The sequence below is a fragment of the Telluria sp. PB2R4 genome (assembly GCF_059685695.1).
Map to the genome: position 1 here is coordinate 65,302 of NZ_JCASIC010000013.1, position 16,784 is coordinate 82,085.

Genomic DNA, 16,784 nt, shown 5'->3' on the forward strand with positions numbered 1-16,784 from the left:
ATGAAGCAGTTGTCGAAGTTCGGCCTGGCGTTCGCGGCATTGTGTACCTGGCTGTTTGTCCCCATGGGCATGGCGAAGGCGGCGCCGGACATGGTCACGGAAACGCGCCAGATCGATGCGCGCGTCGTGCGCGTCAAGCTCGACGGGGTGGTGGACCTCAAGATCCGCCAGGGCAGCACGCCGCTGCTGGTGCTCACCGGCGACCCGCGCCTGCTCGGCAAGACCACCACGCTGCAGAGCGGCGACACGCTGAATATCGGCACCGAGACCAAGGGCGTCGGCATCAACCTGGGCCGCAGCATGGGCCTGCACGCCGAGCTGACGCTGCCGAATCTGCGCGAAGTGAGTTCCGAGAGCGTGGGCGGCACCGCGGTCAGTGGTTTTTCGGGTGACGAACTCGAGCTCAACCTCGATGGGGCCGGCTCAATGAATGTATCATGTAATTACAGGGTGATTACCGCCAAGCTGGGGGGCGTCGGCAGCATGAAAGTACATGGCATCGACAGCGAGAGCGTCGAGCTGAACCTGAGCGGGGCCGGCTACGTGACCCTGTCGGGCCGCAGCCGCAAGCTCAAGGCGGAGCTGGGTGGACTGGGCGGGCTGGACGCCCGGGCATTCTCGGCCGAGCACGTTACGCTGGAGCTGTCCGGCCTGGGCAATGCCACCGTCACGGCCAGGGACAGCGCCAACCTGAGCCTGTCGGGCATGGGTTCGGTGACGGTGCACGGGAAGCCGCAGAACCGCAAGGTCAGCGTCGACGGGCTTGGCAAGGTGAACTGGAAGTAAGCAGGAACATCACGATAACGGGAGTCCTCACGAGGGCCAGGGATACGCAGAGATCCTGATTCCATGTACGAGACATGAAAAAACTAATCCTAGCGATCGCCTTCGTACTCGGCCTGCAGGCCGGCGCGCAGGCGGGCTTCGCGGAAGGCGCCAGCGCATATAACGCGCGCAACTACGCGGCAGCACTGAAAGAGATCGTCCCGCTCGCCAGGTCCGGCCATGCGGATGCCCAGCATTTGCTGGGCCTGATGTATTACATGGGCCGCGGCGTCACGCGCGACTACAAGCAGGCCTTCGCCTGGCACCACCGCGCGGCCCAGCAGGGCAAGGCCGCCGCGCAGTATGTGGTCGGCGCCATGTATTACACCGGCAACGCGGTACCGCAGGACCAGCGCCATGCGGTGAACTGGTTCCGCAAGGCGGCCGAGCAGGGTCATGCCGAGGCCCAGCACGCGCTCGGCCTGATGTACCGCTACCACCAGGCCGGCATGCCGCAAGACAAGGTGCTGGCCTACATGCTGTGGAACCTGGCGGCAGCCGGCGGCAACCACAACGCGGTCGAGCAGCGCGCCGCGATCTCGCGCCAGATGACGCAGGAGCAGATCGAGGAGGCGCAGTCGCTGTCGCGCGTATGGCGGCCGGGCAGGCCGCTGCCGACCAGTTCGCGCACCGGGAACAATTCCTGATCAACGAACCCTGAATGTCCGGGGGGGTTGTTTTGGCGCTGTCACCTTTAGCTATGGATGAGGATTGAACTGCTGAGCTCCTTGGCGGTCGAACACCCGTCTGCATCGACGGGAGCCGGCCATGAAAGCACCCAGTTTCAAGAAATGGTTCGCACGACTGCCTGCGCTCAACCAGCCGCAGCGCCTGCAAACGCTGGCCGCCCTGCATCCGGCCGCCGGTCTCGACCAGGTAATCGCCCTCATCGGACAGATCCGTGCACCGGCGCGCCGCTGCCCGCGCTGCGCCAGCGCCCGCCATTACCGCCATGGCCAGGCCAATAAGCTGCAGCGCTACCGCTGCCGTGACTGCGGGCGCACCTTCAACGATCTGAGCGGCACACCGCTGGCGCGGCTGCGCCTGCGCGAGAAATGGCTCGATTATCTCAGTGCGCTGCGCGAATCGAAGCCGGTGCGCACCGCCGCCGTTGACACCGGCGTACACCGCAACACCGCCTTTCGCTGGCGCCACCGCTTCCTCGACCGGGTCAAGCACGACCTGCCGCAGCGCCTGCACGGCATTGTCGAGGCCGACGAGATGTTCATCCTGGAATCGCAAAAGGGTTCCCGCAAGCTGGACCGTGCGCCGCGCAAACGGGGCGGCAGGGCAAAAAAACGCGGCATCTCGAACGAGCTCGACTGCATTCTGGTCGCACGCGACCGCAGCAGGCAGACGATCGGTGCACTGGTCGGCTGTGGCGCCCTCAAAATGGCGCAACTGGAGCGCCATCTGTTGCCCAGGTTGGATGATCACGTGCTTCTGGTCAGCGATTCGAATGCGGCTTACCGCGCGTTTTCACGCAAACATCGCATTGCCCACCAGGCGGTCAACCTGCAGGCCGGACAACGGGTCCGCCATCACGCAGCCGGAGCCATTCATGTCCAGAACGTCAATGCCTACCACCAACGATTGCGCCAATGGCTGGCCCGGTTTCATGGCGTGGCCTCGCGCTACTTGCCGAATTACCTGGGCTGGCATCGGGCACTTTATTGCGAACGAGTTACTACTGTTGAGCAATTGCTGCGCATCGCAATTGGAGTCATCAATACGAAACGGTGACAGCGCCGTTGTTTTTTGTAGGGTGGGCGGCTTTGCCGCCCGCGCGTTCAGCCAGCCTTGGAATAGCCGATCCGCGTCATTTCCCCGTTCAGTTGAACGCGTGGGCGGGAAACCCGCCCACCCTACGGAACAGCGTCAGCGGCACCTCGTTCGCCATCGCCTGGTAGCCCAGGTCGTTCGGATGCAGATGGTCGCCGCTGTCGTAGGCGGGCAGCAGGCGCGACGGCCGCACCGGGTCGCGCATGGCGCGGTCGAAGTCGATCACCGCATCGAATTCGTCGTGATTGCGGATCCACGCGTTCACGGCCTGGCGCAGGCCATCCTTCTCGGGCGAATAATAGCCTGCGCCCTCGAAAGGCAGCAGCGTGCCGCCGATCACGCCGATTCCCCTGGCGCGCGCGCGCGCGATCAGCTGGCGGTAGCCGGCCACGATATCTTCGAGCGTCACCGGATGGGTGGCCGAGCTGTTGCCGATGTCGTTGATCCCGATGAGCACGGTCAGGTAGCGCACCCCCGGCGTGGCCAGCACGTCGCGGTCGAAACGCTCCAGCGCGCTGCGGCCGAACAGGGGATTCGGCGCGTTCGACAGCAGGCGGTTGCCGTTGATGCCGCGATTGACCACGCTTGGCCGCGCATGGATGCCGTCGACGGGATCGCGCACGGTGTGCAGGCGCCGCGCCAGCCAGTCGGGCCAGCGCTTGTTGGTGTCCGGGGTGCCGCGGGTGCCGTCGGTGATCGAGTCGCCCAGCGCGACGATGGCCGGCCCGGCCGCATCCACCTCGACGCCGGTCAGGAAGGGCCACAGCGCGATGGTGCGCTGCACCGGCAGCGTGGGCGCGGCCGTGAAGTCACCCGGCAGCGACACGTAGCTCGTCTGGTGCGCATTGGCATGCACCGTCGTGGCCTGCACCGTGCCCGGCAGGTGAAAGCTGATCGCAAGGTCGGACAGCGGCGGGATGTTCAGCTCCACCGGATCGGACAACACCGGGGCGCCGGGCGGAATGGTCACCGCACTCCGGCCGCCGAAGCTCAGCGCACGGTCGGTGCCGGGGGCCACGTCGGAGCCGCCGGCGCGCAGCCCGATCCGCGCTGCGCCGATGCGCAGCGGGACCTTGCCGATTTCATTGGAGACCCGAATGCGCACGCGGTTGCCGCCGATGCTGGTATGGACGATCAGGCGCATCGTCTGGTCGCTGAAGACCGGCAGGCTGGCGTCAGGCGGCGGACCGGCGGGCGCCGTGCCCCAGGTGGCGGTCCAGTGCTCGCCGGTCCAGCGCTGGGCGTGGACCGGCTGGCTGGTGAGGGCGATGGCGGCGGCCAGCATCGCACTGCCCAGCAGCAGGCGCCGGCGCGGCGGACTCATGCGGCGGGTCGACCAGGCGACCCCTTCCGCGAAACGATGGACGGCGTCGAGCAGCGGAGAAAGCAAAGTACTGAAAGCGGGCAGGATCGTCTTCATCGGGTGCTCCATGGGAAGCGCCCATGCCGTACGCATGAGCTCGTATGACCAATCTAGTCACCCCGGCTGTGGTGGACAAGATGGCAACAAACTCATCCATTGCGGCAGGTCGAAGGAACGGAGGATTGACATTCCGATAAGAATCTTTCGAGCCGCCGACCATGCTTTGTCCCGAACATTGCCGCGCTGCGTACGCAGGCGCACCGAATAGACCCGCATTCAGGGCTACGGTGGCCGCATCGAGATGCGAGGAGGCGCCATGAGCAAGGGTTCGGGGGATGTCAGGATCGGCAAGGCGACGATGCCTGCGGGGGGCTGGGGTTCGCTGGCCAAGGTGTCGACCATCCTGCTGGACCAGCGGGTGCCCATCAAGGACAGCCGCTTGCTGCTCAAGCAGAACAAGCCGGATGGCTATGCCTGCGTGAGCTGCGCCTGGGCCAAGCCGGCCAATCCGCATCCCTTCGAGTTCTGCGAAAGCGGCGCCAAGGCCACCGCCTGGGAAACCACGGCCAGGACCATCGGCGCCGGTTTCTTCGAGCGCCACACCGTCACCGAGCTGGAAGCCTGGGACGATCACACGCTGGAAGACCAGGGACGCCTGACCGTGCCGCTGCGCTGGGACAGCGTGACCGACAAGTACCGCGAGATCGCCTGGGACACGGCCTTCGCCGAGATCGGCGCCGCCTTGCGCGCCATCGCCGGCGCACAGCGCGAGCAGGTGGTGTTCTATGCCTCGGGCCGGGCCTCGCTGGAGACCTCGTACATGTACGCGCTTTTCGCGCGCATGTACGGCAACAACAACCTGCCGGACAGCTCCAACATGTGCCACGAAAGTACCTCGGTCGGCCTGCAGAAGACCATCGGCGTTCCGGTCGGAACCGTGGTGCTGGAAGACTTTGAACAGACCGACTGCATTTTCTTCTTCGGCCAGAACGTGGGTGTGAACAGCCCGCGCATGCTCCACCAGTTGCGCGAAGCACGCCTGCGCGGCGTACCGATCATCACCTTCAATCCCTTGCGCGAGCGCGGCCTGGTCAGCTTCACCAATCCGCAATCGCCGATCGAAATGCTGACCGGCCATGAAACCCCGATCAGCACCCAGTACCTGCAGGTGAAGCCGGGTGGCGACACCGCGGCGATCATGGGCCTGTGCAAGGCGATTTTCGCTGCCGATGACGCTGCGCTGGCGGCTGGCGGACAGCGCATCCTCGACCTCGCATTCATCCAGGAGCACACCCGGGGACTGGCGGAGTTCGAGGCCGCGGTGCGGGCCTGCGGCTGGCCGGAGATCGAACGCGAGTCCGGCCTGGCGCGTGCCGAGCTTGAACTGGCGGCCGACGTGTATTGCAAGGCGTCGGCCGTGATGGGCATCTATGGCATGGGCCTGACCCAGCACCGCGAAGGGGTGCAGAACGTGACCATGGTCGTCAACCTGCTGCTCCTGCGCGGGAACATCGGCAAGCCGGGCGCCGGCGTGTGCCCGGTGCGCGGCCACTCCAACGTGCAGGGCCAGCGCACCGTCGGCATCACCGAAAAGCCGGAACTGGCGCCGCTCGACAAGTTGAAGGAACAGTACGGCTTCGAGCCGCCGCGCAAGACCGGCATGAACACCGTGGAAGCCTGCGAGGCGATCCTCGCCAGGCAACTGCAGGCATTCGTGGGCCTGGGCGGAAATTTCGTGCGTGCGGTGCCGGAGCGCACCCTGATGGAGGCGGCCTGGCGCGAACTGCCGCTGACCGTGCAGATCGCGACCAAGCTGAATCGCAACCACGTCATCCACGGCAAGGCCTCCTACATCCTGCCTTGCCTGGGGCGCATCGAGATCGACCAGCAGCGCAGCGGGCCGCAGGACGTGACGGTCGAGGACAGCACCGGCTGCATGCATGGCTCGCGCGGCAGGGCCGAGCCGGTGGCGTCGACGCTGCTGTCGGAAGCGGCCATCGTGGCCGGCATCGCCAAGGCCACGCTCGACCCCAATCCGCGCGTCGACTGGGACCGCTGGGTGGGCGACTACAGCCTGGTGCGCGAGGCCATCGCCGAGACCTATCCCGATATCTTCCACGACTTCAATGCGCGCATGTGGACGCCCGGGGGCTTCCGCCGCCCGATCGGCGCCGCGCACCGGGTGTGGAAGACCGACAGCGGCAAGGCGGAATTCACGGCGCCGGCCTCGCTCGAGGTCAATCCGGACCTGAAGCGAGGGCCGTCCACGTTACGCCTGTTCACAGTGCGCAGCGACGGACAGTTCAATACCACGATCTACAATTACGACGACCACTTCCGCGGCGTGCAGGGCAGCCGCATGGTGCTGTTCATGGCGCGCGCCGACATGGCGAAACACGCGCTGGCGCAGGGCGACATCGTGGCCTTGCGCTGCGCCGCCGACGACGGCGTGCCGCGCCGCGTCGACGGGCTGGCGGTGGTGCCCTACGACGTGCCGGAGGGCTGCATCGCCGGCTACTTCCCGGAGCTGAATCCCTTGATTCCGCTATGGCACCATGCAAAGGAAAGCAAGGTGCCCGCGGCGAAGGCGATCGACGTGATCCTGGAGCGCGGCGGGAGGCCGGCGTGAACGCCGGCGAAGGCTTCTTCGCGCCGCCGGGTGCGAGCCGGCTGGCGGCCGGGCGCTGGCGCGACGGGCAACTGGAGAGCGCCACCGAACTGGTGGCCGAGGAGGTGCCGGTGGCGCTCAGCTACAACGGCATCAGCCACGCGGTGATGCTGGCCTCGCCCCGCGACCTGGAGGATTTCGCGCTCGGTTTTTCGCTCGGCGAACGCATCGTGCCCGACGCACGCGAGCTCTACGAGATCGAGGTGGAGGAGGCTGCCCACGGCATCGCGATCGAGATGCGCATTGCGTCCGGCGCCATGATGCGCCTGAAGGAGACGCGCCGCGCCCGCACCGGCAAGACCGGTTGCGGCCTGTGCGGGGTCGAGAGCCTGGCCTGGTTCGACGAGGATGCGCTGGCATCGACCCCGTCGCATTGCGCCTGCCTGCGTTTCGAGCCCGGCGCCCTGCACCGCGCGATGGAAGCCATGGCGGCGCGCCAGGACCTGCACCACGCGACCGGCGCCGTGCACGCGGCCGGCTGGGCCGGTCACGACGGCGAACTGCTGTGCGTGCGCGAGGACATCGGCCGCCATAATGCACTCGACAAGCTGGTCGGCGCACTGGTGCGCAGCCGGGTGGACGTCGCGGGCGGCTTCGCCGTGGTGACCAGCCGCGCCAGTTTCGAGATGGTGCAAAAGGCCGCGCGTGCGGGCTTTCCGCTGCTGGCCGCGATTTCGGCGCCGACCGCGCTGGCGGTGCAGCTGGCCGACAGGGCGGGGCTGACCCTGGCCGGCTTCGTGCGCGGCGGGCGCCACGTCGTTTACACCCATCCGCAGCGGCTCGCGCCAGGGTAGGGGGGAAGGCGGGTATGATGCGCTCCTTGATTCGAGCATATTGGAGCATTCATGGTCATCGTGACCCACAACGGCAAGTTCCATGCGGACGACGCATGGGCGGTGGCCGTCCTGCACATCCTGTTCCCTGAGGCCGACATCGTCCGCACCCGCGAGCCTGCCATCATCGAAGCCGCCGATTTCGTGGTCGACGTCGGCGGCATCTGGGATCCGGCGAGCGGCCGCTTCGACCACCACCAGAAAGGCTTCGAGGGCGCGCGCGCCAGCGGCGTGCCCTATGCCAGCGCAGGCCTGGTCTGGCGCGAATACGGTGCACGCTGCGTCGCCGCCCTGGCCCTGGCGCACACCGGGCAGCAGCTCGACGAGGACACGGCGCAGGGGATGGCCTACGCCATCGATGCCGACATCGTCCAGTACCTCGATTTGTCCGACGTCGGCGCGGCCCGCAATGCACCGGGCGGCTACGGCATGTCGGCGGTGGTATCGGGTTTCAACCCCAACTGGCTGGACGAACAACGCCTCGGCTACGGCGAGGCGGCCGAGGCCTACCGCCTGGCCCAGTTCCGCAAGGCGATGGCATTCCTGTCCGAGGTCATCGTCAATTCGGTCAAGTACCGGGTCGGCGCCATCCTCGCGCTGGCCCAGGTGCGCCAGGCGCAAGCGCTGGAGAACGGCCGCCTGCTGTTCCTGAAGAATGCGGCCCTGCCCTGGAGTTCGGTGGTGCGCAAGGAAATGCCGAAGGTGCTGTTCGTGCTCAGCCATAGCCTGTCGGAAGACCGCTACATGCTGCACACCGTGCCCGCCACCGTCGACACCTTCGACGCCCGCGCCGATTTGCCGGAAAGCTGGGCCGGCCTGCGCGACGCCGACCTTGCCGCGGTGACCGGCGTGCCGGATGCGAAGTTCTGCCATAACGGACGCTTCATTGCTGCCGCGAAATCCTACGAGGGTGCGTATGCGATGGCGCAGCAGGCCTTGCAGGCAGTGGACGCGGGGCAGACGCCCCTGTTTGCACCCTGATTCTTCCTGCGTTAGCCCAACGTTAGGTAAGGAACGGTCAAGCGCGGCCGAACACCCTATCTTGGTCCCATGGCCAAGATTGTTTCAATGAGAAAGCTTTACGCGATGCAGCGTATGTCGGCCGCGCTCAACCGGGCCTCGGCTGCGCGGCCCTTCGGACCGGAAACGGACCGCGCGCTGCGCTGGGCTGCCGCGTGGGGCATGTCGGCCGGAATCCGCGCACCACACACGCGGGTACGCCTGCGGCGCGACACCCTGGTGGGTGTCAGCGTCATGCAGGAGCCGGAGCGGCGCTTGCATCCGTGATGGCACCCTGATAATCTGACCCCCTGGCCCTTCCATCTAGTCGATCCGTCGCATGACGCCAGGCATCCGGCGATCGACGGAGGTGTGGGCATGATTGCCAGACGTAAATTCAACCACGCGGCGGCAGGACTTCTTTCTAAATTTCTCACCCGTTACAACGATATCGACGGCTACTGGGCGCTCGGTGTGCTGTACTCGGAAGCGCGCGCATTCGACAAGCGGGTCGAGATCGACATACTCAATGGCCGCGCACAGCCTGATCTTCCCGCATGCATGAGCGTGGCGCGCAGCTGGGCGCTGCACCTGCGGGAGGCGCTCGGCCGGCATGGCATTGCGCCGGATGCACTGGCGGCAGCGACTATTTCCCTCGAATTCGGAGTGGCGCCCATGCCCAAACTGCCCAGCTACCCGAACCACCACAACTACGGCGCCGACTTCCTGGCTACCCTGTGCCTGCAGGCCCGTGATGGTCGCGCATTCTCCAGGCGCGATCGTGGCTACTGCATGCCGCACGATGAATTCTGGGGCCGGCGTAGCACGCGCCGAGACGAGTAGCGCGCAGTTTTCGGCCGGCTCCCTTACAATTGTGGTTTTTTTAACACGGGAGTTCCCATGCGCGCCATCGAAATCACGCAGCCCGGCAAGCCGGAAGTCCTGCAATTGTGCGAACGCCCGATCCCGGTGCCCAGGGCTGGCGAAGTGTTGATCAAAGTGCACGCGGCCGGCATCAACCGCCCGGATGTGCTGCAGCGCCTCGGCAAGTACCCGGTGCCGCCGGGCGCGTCCGAGCTGCCGGGCCTGGAAGTGGCGGGAGAAATCGTCGATGGCGACTACGCCGCGGCCGGCTTCGCCAAGGGCGACATGGTCTGCGCACTGGTGCAGGGCGGCGGCTATGCCGAGTACTGCACCGCGCCTGCCGAACAGTGCCTGCCGGTCCCGCCGGGCTTGAGCGCGCTGGAAGCGGCGTCGCTGCCCGAGACGTTTTTTACCGTCTGGTCAAATGTGTTCGACCGCGCGCAATTGGCGCCAGGCGAATCGCTGCTGGTGCAGGGCGGCACCTCCGGCATCGGCGTCACCGCCATCCAGCTGGCAGCCGCGCTGGGCCACCGCGTGTTCGCCACCGCCGGCTCGGATGAGAAATGCCGCGCCTGCGAGGAGCTTGGCGCCGAGCGCGGCATCAATTACCGCAGCGAAGACTTCGCCGCCGTGGTCAAGGAACTGACGGGCGGGAAGGGCGTCGACGTGATCCTGGACATGGTGGCCGGCAACTACATTCCGCGCGAGATCGACTGCCTGGCCGACGACGGCCGCATCGCCCTGATCGCGCTGCTCGGCGGCGCGAAGGCCGAGATCGACCTGGGCCAGGTGCTGCGCCGCCGCCTGTCGATCAGCGGCTCGACCCTGCGTCCACGCCCGGTCGCCTTCAAGGCTGCGATCGCGCGCAGCTTGCGCGAGCGCGTCTGGCCGCTGTTCGAGCAGGGCAAACTCAGGCCGGTCATCTACCGCAGTTTCCCGCTGGCCCGGGCGGCCGAGGCGCATGCGCTGATGGAATCGAGCACCCATATCGGCAAGATTATCCTGGAAGTGCTGTAAGAGATTGAATCAAAAAGGGAAGTGGTGGCTCAGCCATTGTTTGACCACCACATGTTCGACCGCTAGAATAGCGGGTTAATTTAATGATGGGGTTCTATGCGTCCCAAGCTCGTCGTAGGTAACTGGAAGATGAACGGCAGCCGCGCGGCCAACGCCACGCTCCTGACCGGCATCCTGGAAGGTCTGGGCAATGCCAAGGCCGCCGTTGCGGTCTGCGTGCCGGCGCCTTACCTGTTCCAGTGCGAAGAAATCCTGAAGGGTTCCCCGGTCGCCTGGGGTGCGCAGGACGTGTCCTGCCATCCGGTCGGTGCTTATACCGGGGAAGTGTGCATGTCGATGCTGCAAGATTTCGGCAGCCGCTACGTGATCGTCGGCCACTCCGAACGCCGCGCCTATCACGGCGAGACGGACGCGCTGGTGGCGAAAAAGACCCGGGCGGCGCTCGAAGCCGGCCTGACCCCGATCGTCTGCATTGGTGAAACCCTGGCACAGCGCGAAGCGGGCCAGACCATGGACATCGTCAATGCCCAGTTGGATGCCGTGCTGGAAGCGGTCGGCCCCGAGGCGGTGGACAAGATCGTGCTGGCCTACGAGCCGGTGTGGGCGATCGGCACCGGCAAGACCGCAACCCCGGAAATGGCCCAGGAAGTGCACGCCGCCCTGCGCGAAAAGCTGCGCGCATGCAACGCCGCAGCGGCGGAAAACACGCTGGTGCTGTACGGCGGCAGCATGAAGCCGGATAATGCGGCGGACCTGATGGCGCAGCCGGACATCGACGGCGGCCTGATCGGCGGCGCGGCGCTGAAAGCGGCGGACTTCCTCGCCATCATTCGCTCAGTAAATTGAGTGTTTCAGTTTCAGAAGTCACAGTTTTAGTAAAAAAGTAGTCATTCGACGTCGTTAACTTGGAAATGGAATTGCAATGAACACCGTGTTCAATCTGATTATTGTTGTGCAGGTCATTTCGGCCCTGGCCATCATCGGCCTGGTGCTGGTCCAGCACGGCAAAGGCGCCGACATGGGCGCGGCCTTCGGTTCGGGCGCTTCGGGCAGCCTGTTCGGCGCCTCCGGCTCGTCGAACTTCCTGTCGAAATCGACCGCTGTCGCGGCTGCCGTGTTCTTTGCTTCCACCCTGGCGCTGGCCTGGCACAGCAACGGCAGCACTGCTGCCGACACCGATGCCGGCGTGATGGGGCGCGTCACCGTGCCGTCGTCGCAGGCGCCGGCCACCGGTATTCCAAGCGATGTTCCGGGCGCCGGCCCGAATGCCGGCCCAAGCACCGTGGTGCCGGCCAACGACATCCCGCAGACCCCGGGCGTGGCCATTCCGGCTGTGCCGGGCGAAGCAGCGCCGGCGCCAGCCGCGGCCGCACCAGCCGCACCGGCAGCCGCTACGCCGGCGACTCCGGCGCCTGCTCCGGCCAAGTAATTCCCGTTGTATCCCGGTGCGGGCCGCACGCCCGTTCCGGATTAGGAGTAGAATGCGGCTCGCCTTGGGTGCGTCGCATTGTAGTAAAGGGCGATAGCCCATGCACTGCTGCCAGCCCTGCTGTAAAGATTGGCTGGCCTCAAAAGAAATGTTGAGTAATTGCGTAATTTCCTTGTGATAGCGCAATTTGTGCATTGAAAAGTAGTGCTAAAGCAGGGTAAAATACTGGTCTCCAGCCGACGTGGTGAAATTGGTAGACACGCTATCTTGAGGGGGTAGTGGCGCAAGCTGTGCGAGTTCGAGTCTCGCCGTCGGCACCAAGATACAAAGAAGCCAGCAAGGGCGCAACGAGCAAACGCTCTCATGCCTGCGCTGGCTTTTTTACGATTCGTGCGGCCTGGTGGAAGGTCCTCAGCCAGGTTCGAGTGAGTCGGCGCTGCATCCCTGCAGTGTTTCATTAACCGATCGTTCAATACAGGCTTCATCGTGAACCTCGAAAATTATCTCCCCGTACTTCTCTTTATCCTGGTCGGTATTGGCGTCGGCGTCGCCCCGCAGGTGCTCGGCCGCCTGCTCGGTCCGCACCGTCCCGACGCCGCCAAGCTGTCCCCGTATGAATGCGGCTTCGAAGCCTTCGAAGACGCGCGCATGAAGTTCGACGTTCGCTACTACCTGGTGGCGATCCTGTTTATTTTGTTTGATCTGGAAACGGCATTCTTCTTCCCATGGGGCGTCTCGATGCGCGAACTGGGCTGGACCGGTTTCATCACGATGATGGTGTTCATTGCCGAATTCGTCGTGGGCTTCTGGTACATCTGGAAGAAAGGTGCCCTTGATTGGGAATAAGCCATGGCAATTGAAGGCGTATTAAACGAAGGTTTCATTACCACCACAGCCGATAAGCTGATCAACTGGGCGCGCACCGGGTCGATGTTCCCGATGACGTTCGGTCTGGCATGCTGCGCGGTCGAGATGATGCATGTGGGCGCAGCCCGCTACGATCTCGACCGTTTTGGCATTGTGTTCCGCCCGTCGCCGCGCCAGTCCGACGTGATGATCGTCGCCGGTACGCTGTGCAACAAGATGGCGCCCGCCCTGCGCAAGGTGTACGACCAGATGGCCGAGCCGCGCTGGGTGATCTCGATGGGTTCCTGCGCCAACGGCGGCGGTTACTACCACTACTCGTATTCGGTGGTGCGCGGTTGCGACCGCATCGTCCCTGTCGACGTCTACGTGCCGGGCTGCCCGCCGACCGCGGAAGCCCTGCTGTACGGCATCATGCAGCTGCAAAACAAGATCAAGCGCACCAACACCATCGCGCGCTAAGAACAGCGAAACACCATGACGACGAAACTCGAAACCCTTGAACTCGCCCTGAAAAATGCACTGGGCGAGGGCGCCGCAATCAGTTCGGCGCTGGGCGAAGTGACTGTGGTGGTCAAGGCCGCCGACTACATCCGCTCGATGCAGGCGCTGCGCGACACCCCGACCCTCGCATTCGAACAAATGATCGACCTGTGCGGCGTCGACTATTCTCAATACGGTGAAGGCACCTGGGAAGGCCCGCGCTTCGCGGTGGTCGTGCACCTGCTGTCGCTGGAGCACAACTGGCGCGTGCGTGTGCGCGTGTTCTGCACGGACGACGACATGCCGCTGGTCGAATCGATCACGCCGATCTGGCGCGCCGCCAACTGGTTCGAGCGCGAAGCCTTCGACCTGTTCGGCATCCTGTTCGACGGCCACGGCGACCTGCGCCGCATCCTGACCGACTATGGCTTCATCGGCCACCCGTTCCGCAAGGACTTCCCGATCACGGGCTATGTCGAAATGCGCTACGACCCTGAACAGAAACGCGTGATCTACCAGCCGGTGACGATCGAGCCGCGCGAGAACATCCCGCGCGTGATCCGCGAAGAAACCTACGGGACATCGAAATAATGGCTGAGCTTAAGAATTACACCCTGAACTTTGGTCCGCAGCACCCGGCAGCGCACGGCGTGCTGCGCCTCGTGCTGGAGCTGGACGGCGAAGTGATCCAGCGCGCCGACCCGCACATCGGCCTGCTGCACCGCGGCACCGAGAAGCTGGCCGAGACCCGCACCTACCTGCAGTCGGTGCCGTACATGGACCGCCTCGACTACGTGTCGATGATGTGCAACGAGCACGGCTACGTGCTGGCGGTGGAAAAGCTTCTGGGCGTTGAAGCCCCGATCCGCGCGCAGTACATCCGCACCATGTTCGACGAGATCACCCGCATCCTGAACCACCTGATGTGGCTGGGTGCGCACGCGCTCGACATCGGCGCCATGGGCCCCTTCCTGTACGCCTTCCGTGACCGCGAAGACCTGTTCGACGTGTACGAAGCCGTGTCCGGCGCGCGCATGCACGCGGCCTATTACCGTCCGGGCGGCGTCTACCGCGACCTGCCGGACCGCATGCCGCAGCACCGCGAATCGCCGATCCGCTCGAAGAAGGCGATCGACGCCCTGAACGAAGACCGCCAGGGTTCGGTGCTCGACTTCATCGACGCCTTCACCAAGCGCTTCGACGGCTATGTCGACGAATACGAAACCCTGCTGACCGATAACCGTATCTGGAAGCAGCGTACGGTCGGCATCGGCGTGGTGTCGCCGGAAGACGCGAAGGCGATGGGCTTCACCGGCCCGATGCTGCGCGGTTCGGGCATCGCATGGGACCTGCGCAAGACCCAGCCGTACGCGGCCTATGCAGACCTCGACTTCGACATCCCGGTCGGCACCAACGGCGACTCGTACGACCGCTACCTGGTGCGTATCGAAGAAATGCGCCAGTCGAACCGCATCATCAAGCAATGCATCGCCTGGCTGCGCGTGAACCAGGGCCCGGTCATGATCGACAACCACAAGATCGTGCCGCCGAACCGCATGGACATGAAGTCCAACATGGAATCGCTGATCCACCACTTCAAGCTGTTCACCGAAGGCTTCCACGTGCCGGAAGGCGAGGCCTATGCGGCGATCGAGCATCCGAAGGGCGAGTTCGGCATCTACATCGTGTCGGACGGCGCCAACAAGCCCTACCGCCTGAAGATCCGCACCCCGGACTACGTCCACCTGCAGAGCCTCGACGAAATGTCGCGCGGTCACATGATCGCTGACGCCGTCGCCATCATCGGCACCCAGGACATCGTGTTCGGCAGTATCGATAGGTGACGCTAACGTCCGTTAAGAGGTCAAAGAATATGTTATCGCAGGAATGCTATAAAAAAATCGATCGCGAGCTGGCCAAGTACCCAGCCGATCAACGCCAGTCGGCCGTGATGGCCTCGCTGGCCCACGCCCAGGTCGAACTGGGCTGGCTGTCGCCGGAAACCATGCAGGAAATCGCCGACTACATCCGCATGCCGGCCATCGCCGTGCAGGAAGTGGCGACCTTCTACAACATGTACAACCTGAAGCCGGTCGGCCAGGCCAAGATCACGGTCTGCACCAACCTGCCATGCGCATTGTCGGGCGGCGAACGCGCGGCCCAGCGCATCAAGGATGCCCTCGGCATCGACTACCGCGAGACCACCGCGGACGGCAAGTTCACGCTGATGGAAGGCGAATGCATGGGCGCCTGCGGCGACGCACCGGTGATGCTGGTGAATAACCACCGCATGTGCTCGTTCATGAGCGACGACAAGATCGACGCCCTGCTTGAGGAACTGAACAAATGACCAGCCTGCACGACCGTCACATCAATCCGCTGATCCTGAAGGATCTGAACGGCGAAAACTGGCACCTCGAAGACTACGTCAAGCGCGGCGGCTACTCGGCCCTGCGCCGTATCCTCGAAGGCGGCGTCACCCAGGAGCAGGTCATTGCCGACCTGAAGGCATCGGGCCTGCGCGGCCGCGGCGGCGCCGGTTTCCCGACCGGCCTGAAGTGGAGCTTCATGCCGCGCCAGTTCCCTGGCCAGAAATACCTCGTCTGCAACACCGACGAAGGCGAGCCGGGCACGTTCAAGGACCGCGACATCATTCGCTACAACCCGCACGCGCTGATCGAAGGCATGGCCATCGGCGCCTTCGCGATGGGCATCACCGTGGGCTACAACTACATCCACGGCGAGATCTTCCAGGAATACCTGCGCTTCGAAGAAGCGCTGGAAGAGGCGCGCGCCGCCGGCTTCCTGGGCGATAACATCATGGGTTCGCAGTTCAGCTTCCAGCTGCATGCGCACCACGGCTACGGCGCCTACATCTGCGGCGAAGAAACCGCGCTGCTCGAGTCGCTCGAGGGCAAGAAGGGCCAGCCGCGCTTCAAGCCGCCGTTCCCGGCCTCGTTCGGCCTGTACGGCAAGCCGACCACGATCAACAACACCGAGACCTTCGCGGCCGTTCCCTTCCTGCTGAATATGGGACCGGAGAACTACATGGCGCTCGGCAAGCCGAACAACGGCGGCACCAAGATCTTCTCGATCTCGGGCGACGTCGAGCGTCCGGGCAACTACGAAGTCCCGCTGGGCACCCCGTTCGCCAAGCTGATGGAGCTGGCCGGCGGCATGCGCGGCGGCAAGAAGATCAAGGCAGTGATCCCGGGCGGTTCGTCGGCGCCGGTGATCCGCGGCGAGGTCATGATGGATACCGACCTCGACTACGACTCGATCGCCAAGGCCGGCTCGATGCTGGGTTCGGGCGCCGTGATCGTCATGGACGAGACCCGCTGCATGGTCAAGTCGCTGCTGCGCCTGTCCTACTTCTACTACGAAGAATCCTGCGGCCAGTGCACCCCGTGCCGTGAAGGCACCGGCTGGATGTATCGCATGGTCCACCGCATCGAACACGGCAAGGGCCGTCCGGAAGACATGGACCTGCTGAACAACATCGCCTTCAACATCAAGGGCCGCACGATTTGCGCCCTGGGTGACGCCGCTGCGATGCCCGTTGAAGCCATGATCAAGAACTTCCGCGAGGAATTCGAATATCACATCGAGCACAAGCACTGCCTCGTGCCCGCATACCTTTAAACCAGGTCAGGTAAC

Annotated in this window: 18 protein-coding genes and 1 tRNA gene; 18 read left to right on the plus strand and 1 reads right to left on the minus strand. The window is 64.7% G+C overall.

Annotation, left to right across the window (positions count from 1 at the left end):
• The 3 genes from AC56LU_RS19550 (at position 1) to AC56LU_RS19560 (ending at position 2,568) form a co-directional block, all read left to right on the plus strand.
• Entirely contained in the window at positions 1-786 is a 786-nt protein-coding gene (locus AC56LU_RS19550; protein WP_497177280.1) for a GIN domain-containing protein, read from the plus strand.
• Between the two features lie 74 nt (positions 787-860).
• A complete protein-coding gene (locus tag AC56LU_RS19555; RefSeq protein ID WP_497177281.1) occupies positions 861-1,472 on the plus strand; it encodes a tetratricopeptide repeat protein in 612 nt (203 codons plus the stop codon).
• Positions 1,473-1,593: 121 nt separating this feature from the next.
• Positions 1,594-2,568 (plus strand): IS1595 family transposase, encoded by a 975-nt coding sequence (locus AC56LU_RS19560; protein WP_497177282.1) that lies wholly within the window; start codon positions 1,594-1,596, stop codon positions 2,566-2,568.
• A gap of 88 nt (positions 2,569-2,656) precedes the next feature.
• Here the strand turns inward: AC56LU_RS19560 and AC56LU_RS19565 are convergent, their stop codons facing one another.
• Positions 2,657-4,027, minus strand: a complete 1,371-nt coding sequence (locus tag AC56LU_RS19565; RefSeq protein ID WP_497177283.1) for an SGNH/GDSL hydrolase family protein — start codon at positions 4,025-4,027, stop codon at positions 2,657-2,659.
• 259 nt (positions 4,028-4,286) lie between these two features.
• On the opposite strand from AC56LU_RS19565, the gene AC56LU_RS19570 reads away from it, so the two are divergent.
• The 15 genes from AC56LU_RS19570 (at position 4,287) to nuoF (ending at position 16,769) form a co-directional block, all read left to right on the plus strand.
• Positions 4,287-6,599 carry an FdhF/YdeP family oxidoreductase gene (locus AC56LU_RS19570; RefSeq protein ID WP_497177284.1) on the plus strand — a complete coding sequence of 771 codons (2,313 nt, stop codon included), beginning with the start codon at positions 4,287-4,289 and terminating at the stop codon, positions 6,597-6,599.
• Positions 6,596-7,432, plus strand: coding sequence for a formate dehydrogenase accessory sulfurtransferase FdhD (gene fdhD / locus AC56LU_RS19575; RefSeq protein ID WP_497177285.1), 837 nt, complete (start codon positions 6,596-6,598; stop codon positions 7,430-7,432). Before AC56LU_RS19570 ends, fdhD begins: the two co-directional genes overlap by 4 nt.
• Before the next feature lie 51 nt (positions 7,433-7,483).
• Positions 7,484-8,452: an MYG1 family protein gene (locus AC56LU_RS19580; protein WP_497177286.1), complete on the plus strand. Its 969-nt coding sequence runs from the start codon at positions 7,484-7,486 to the stop codon at positions 8,450-8,452.
• An 87-nt stretch (positions 8,453-8,539) separates the two neighbouring features.
• The gene (locus AC56LU_RS19585; protein WP_497177287.1) at positions 8,540-8,758 is read left to right on the plus strand and encodes a hypothetical protein; all 219 of its coding nucleotides are present in this window, start codon (positions 8,540-8,542) and stop codon (positions 8,756-8,758) included.
• 90 nt (positions 8,759-8,848) lie between these two features.
• The gene (locus AC56LU_RS19590) at positions 8,849-9,313 is read left to right on the plus strand and encodes a hypothetical protein (protein WP_497177288.1); all 465 of its coding nucleotides are present in this window, start codon (positions 8,849-8,851) and stop codon (positions 9,311-9,313) included.
• A 57-nt stretch (positions 9,314-9,370) separates the two neighbouring features.
• On the plus strand, positions 9,371-10,351 hold the full coding sequence (locus AC56LU_RS19595) for an NAD(P)H-quinone oxidoreductase (protein ID WP_497177289.1): 981 nt from the start codon (positions 9,371-9,373) through the stop codon (positions 10,349-10,351).
• Positions 10,352-10,447: 96 nt separating this feature from the next.
• Positions 10,448-11,197 (plus strand): triose-phosphate isomerase, encoded by a 750-nt coding sequence (gene tpiA, locus AC56LU_RS19600; RefSeq protein ID WP_497177290.1) that lies wholly within the window; start codon positions 10,448-10,450, stop codon positions 11,195-11,197.
• A gap of 76 nt (positions 11,198-11,273) precedes the next feature.
• The gene (gene secG, locus AC56LU_RS19605; protein ID WP_497177291.1) at positions 11,274-11,780 is read left to right on the plus strand and encodes a preprotein translocase subunit SecG; all 507 of its coding nucleotides are present in this window, start codon (positions 11,274-11,276) and stop codon (positions 11,778-11,780) included.
• A gap of 235 nt (positions 11,781-12,015) precedes the next feature.
• A tRNA-Leu gene (locus AC56LU_RS19610) sits at positions 12,016-12,100 on the plus strand.
• 166 nt (positions 12,101-12,266) lie between these two features.
• The gene (locus AC56LU_RS19615; RefSeq protein WP_497177292.1) at positions 12,267-12,626 is read left to right on the plus strand and encodes an NADH-quinone oxidoreductase subunit A; all 360 of its coding nucleotides are present in this window, start codon (positions 12,267-12,269) and stop codon (positions 12,624-12,626) included.
• Between the two features lie 3 nt (positions 12,627-12,629).
• Entirely contained in the window at positions 12,630-13,106 is a 477-nt protein-coding gene (locus AC56LU_RS19620) for a NuoB/complex I 20 kDa subunit family protein (protein WP_020654624.1), read from the plus strand.
• A gap of 15 nt (positions 13,107-13,121) precedes the next feature.
• Positions 13,122-13,718 carry an NADH-quinone oxidoreductase subunit C gene (locus AC56LU_RS19625; protein ID WP_497177293.1) on the plus strand — a complete coding sequence of 199 codons (597 nt, stop codon included), beginning with the start codon at positions 13,122-13,124 and terminating at the stop codon, positions 13,716-13,718.
• Positions 13,718-14,971, plus strand: coding sequence for an NADH-quinone oxidoreductase subunit D (locus AC56LU_RS19630; protein WP_497177294.1), 1,254 nt, complete (start codon positions 13,718-13,720; stop codon positions 14,969-14,971). Before AC56LU_RS19625 ends, AC56LU_RS19630 begins: the two co-directional genes overlap by 1 nt.
• A 29-nt stretch (positions 14,972-15,000) precedes the next feature.
• On the plus strand, positions 15,001-15,477 hold the full coding sequence (gene nuoE, locus AC56LU_RS19635) for an NADH-quinone oxidoreductase subunit NuoE (protein WP_497177295.1): 477 nt from the start codon (positions 15,001-15,003) through the stop codon (positions 15,475-15,477).
• Positions 15,474-16,769 carry an NADH-quinone oxidoreductase subunit NuoF gene (gene nuoF, locus AC56LU_RS19640; protein WP_497177296.1) on the plus strand — a complete coding sequence of 432 codons (1,296 nt, stop codon included), beginning with the start codon at positions 15,474-15,476 and terminating at the stop codon, positions 16,767-16,769. Before nuoE ends, nuoF begins: the two co-directional genes overlap by 4 nt.
• Positions 16,770-16,784: the final 15 nt, after the last annotated feature.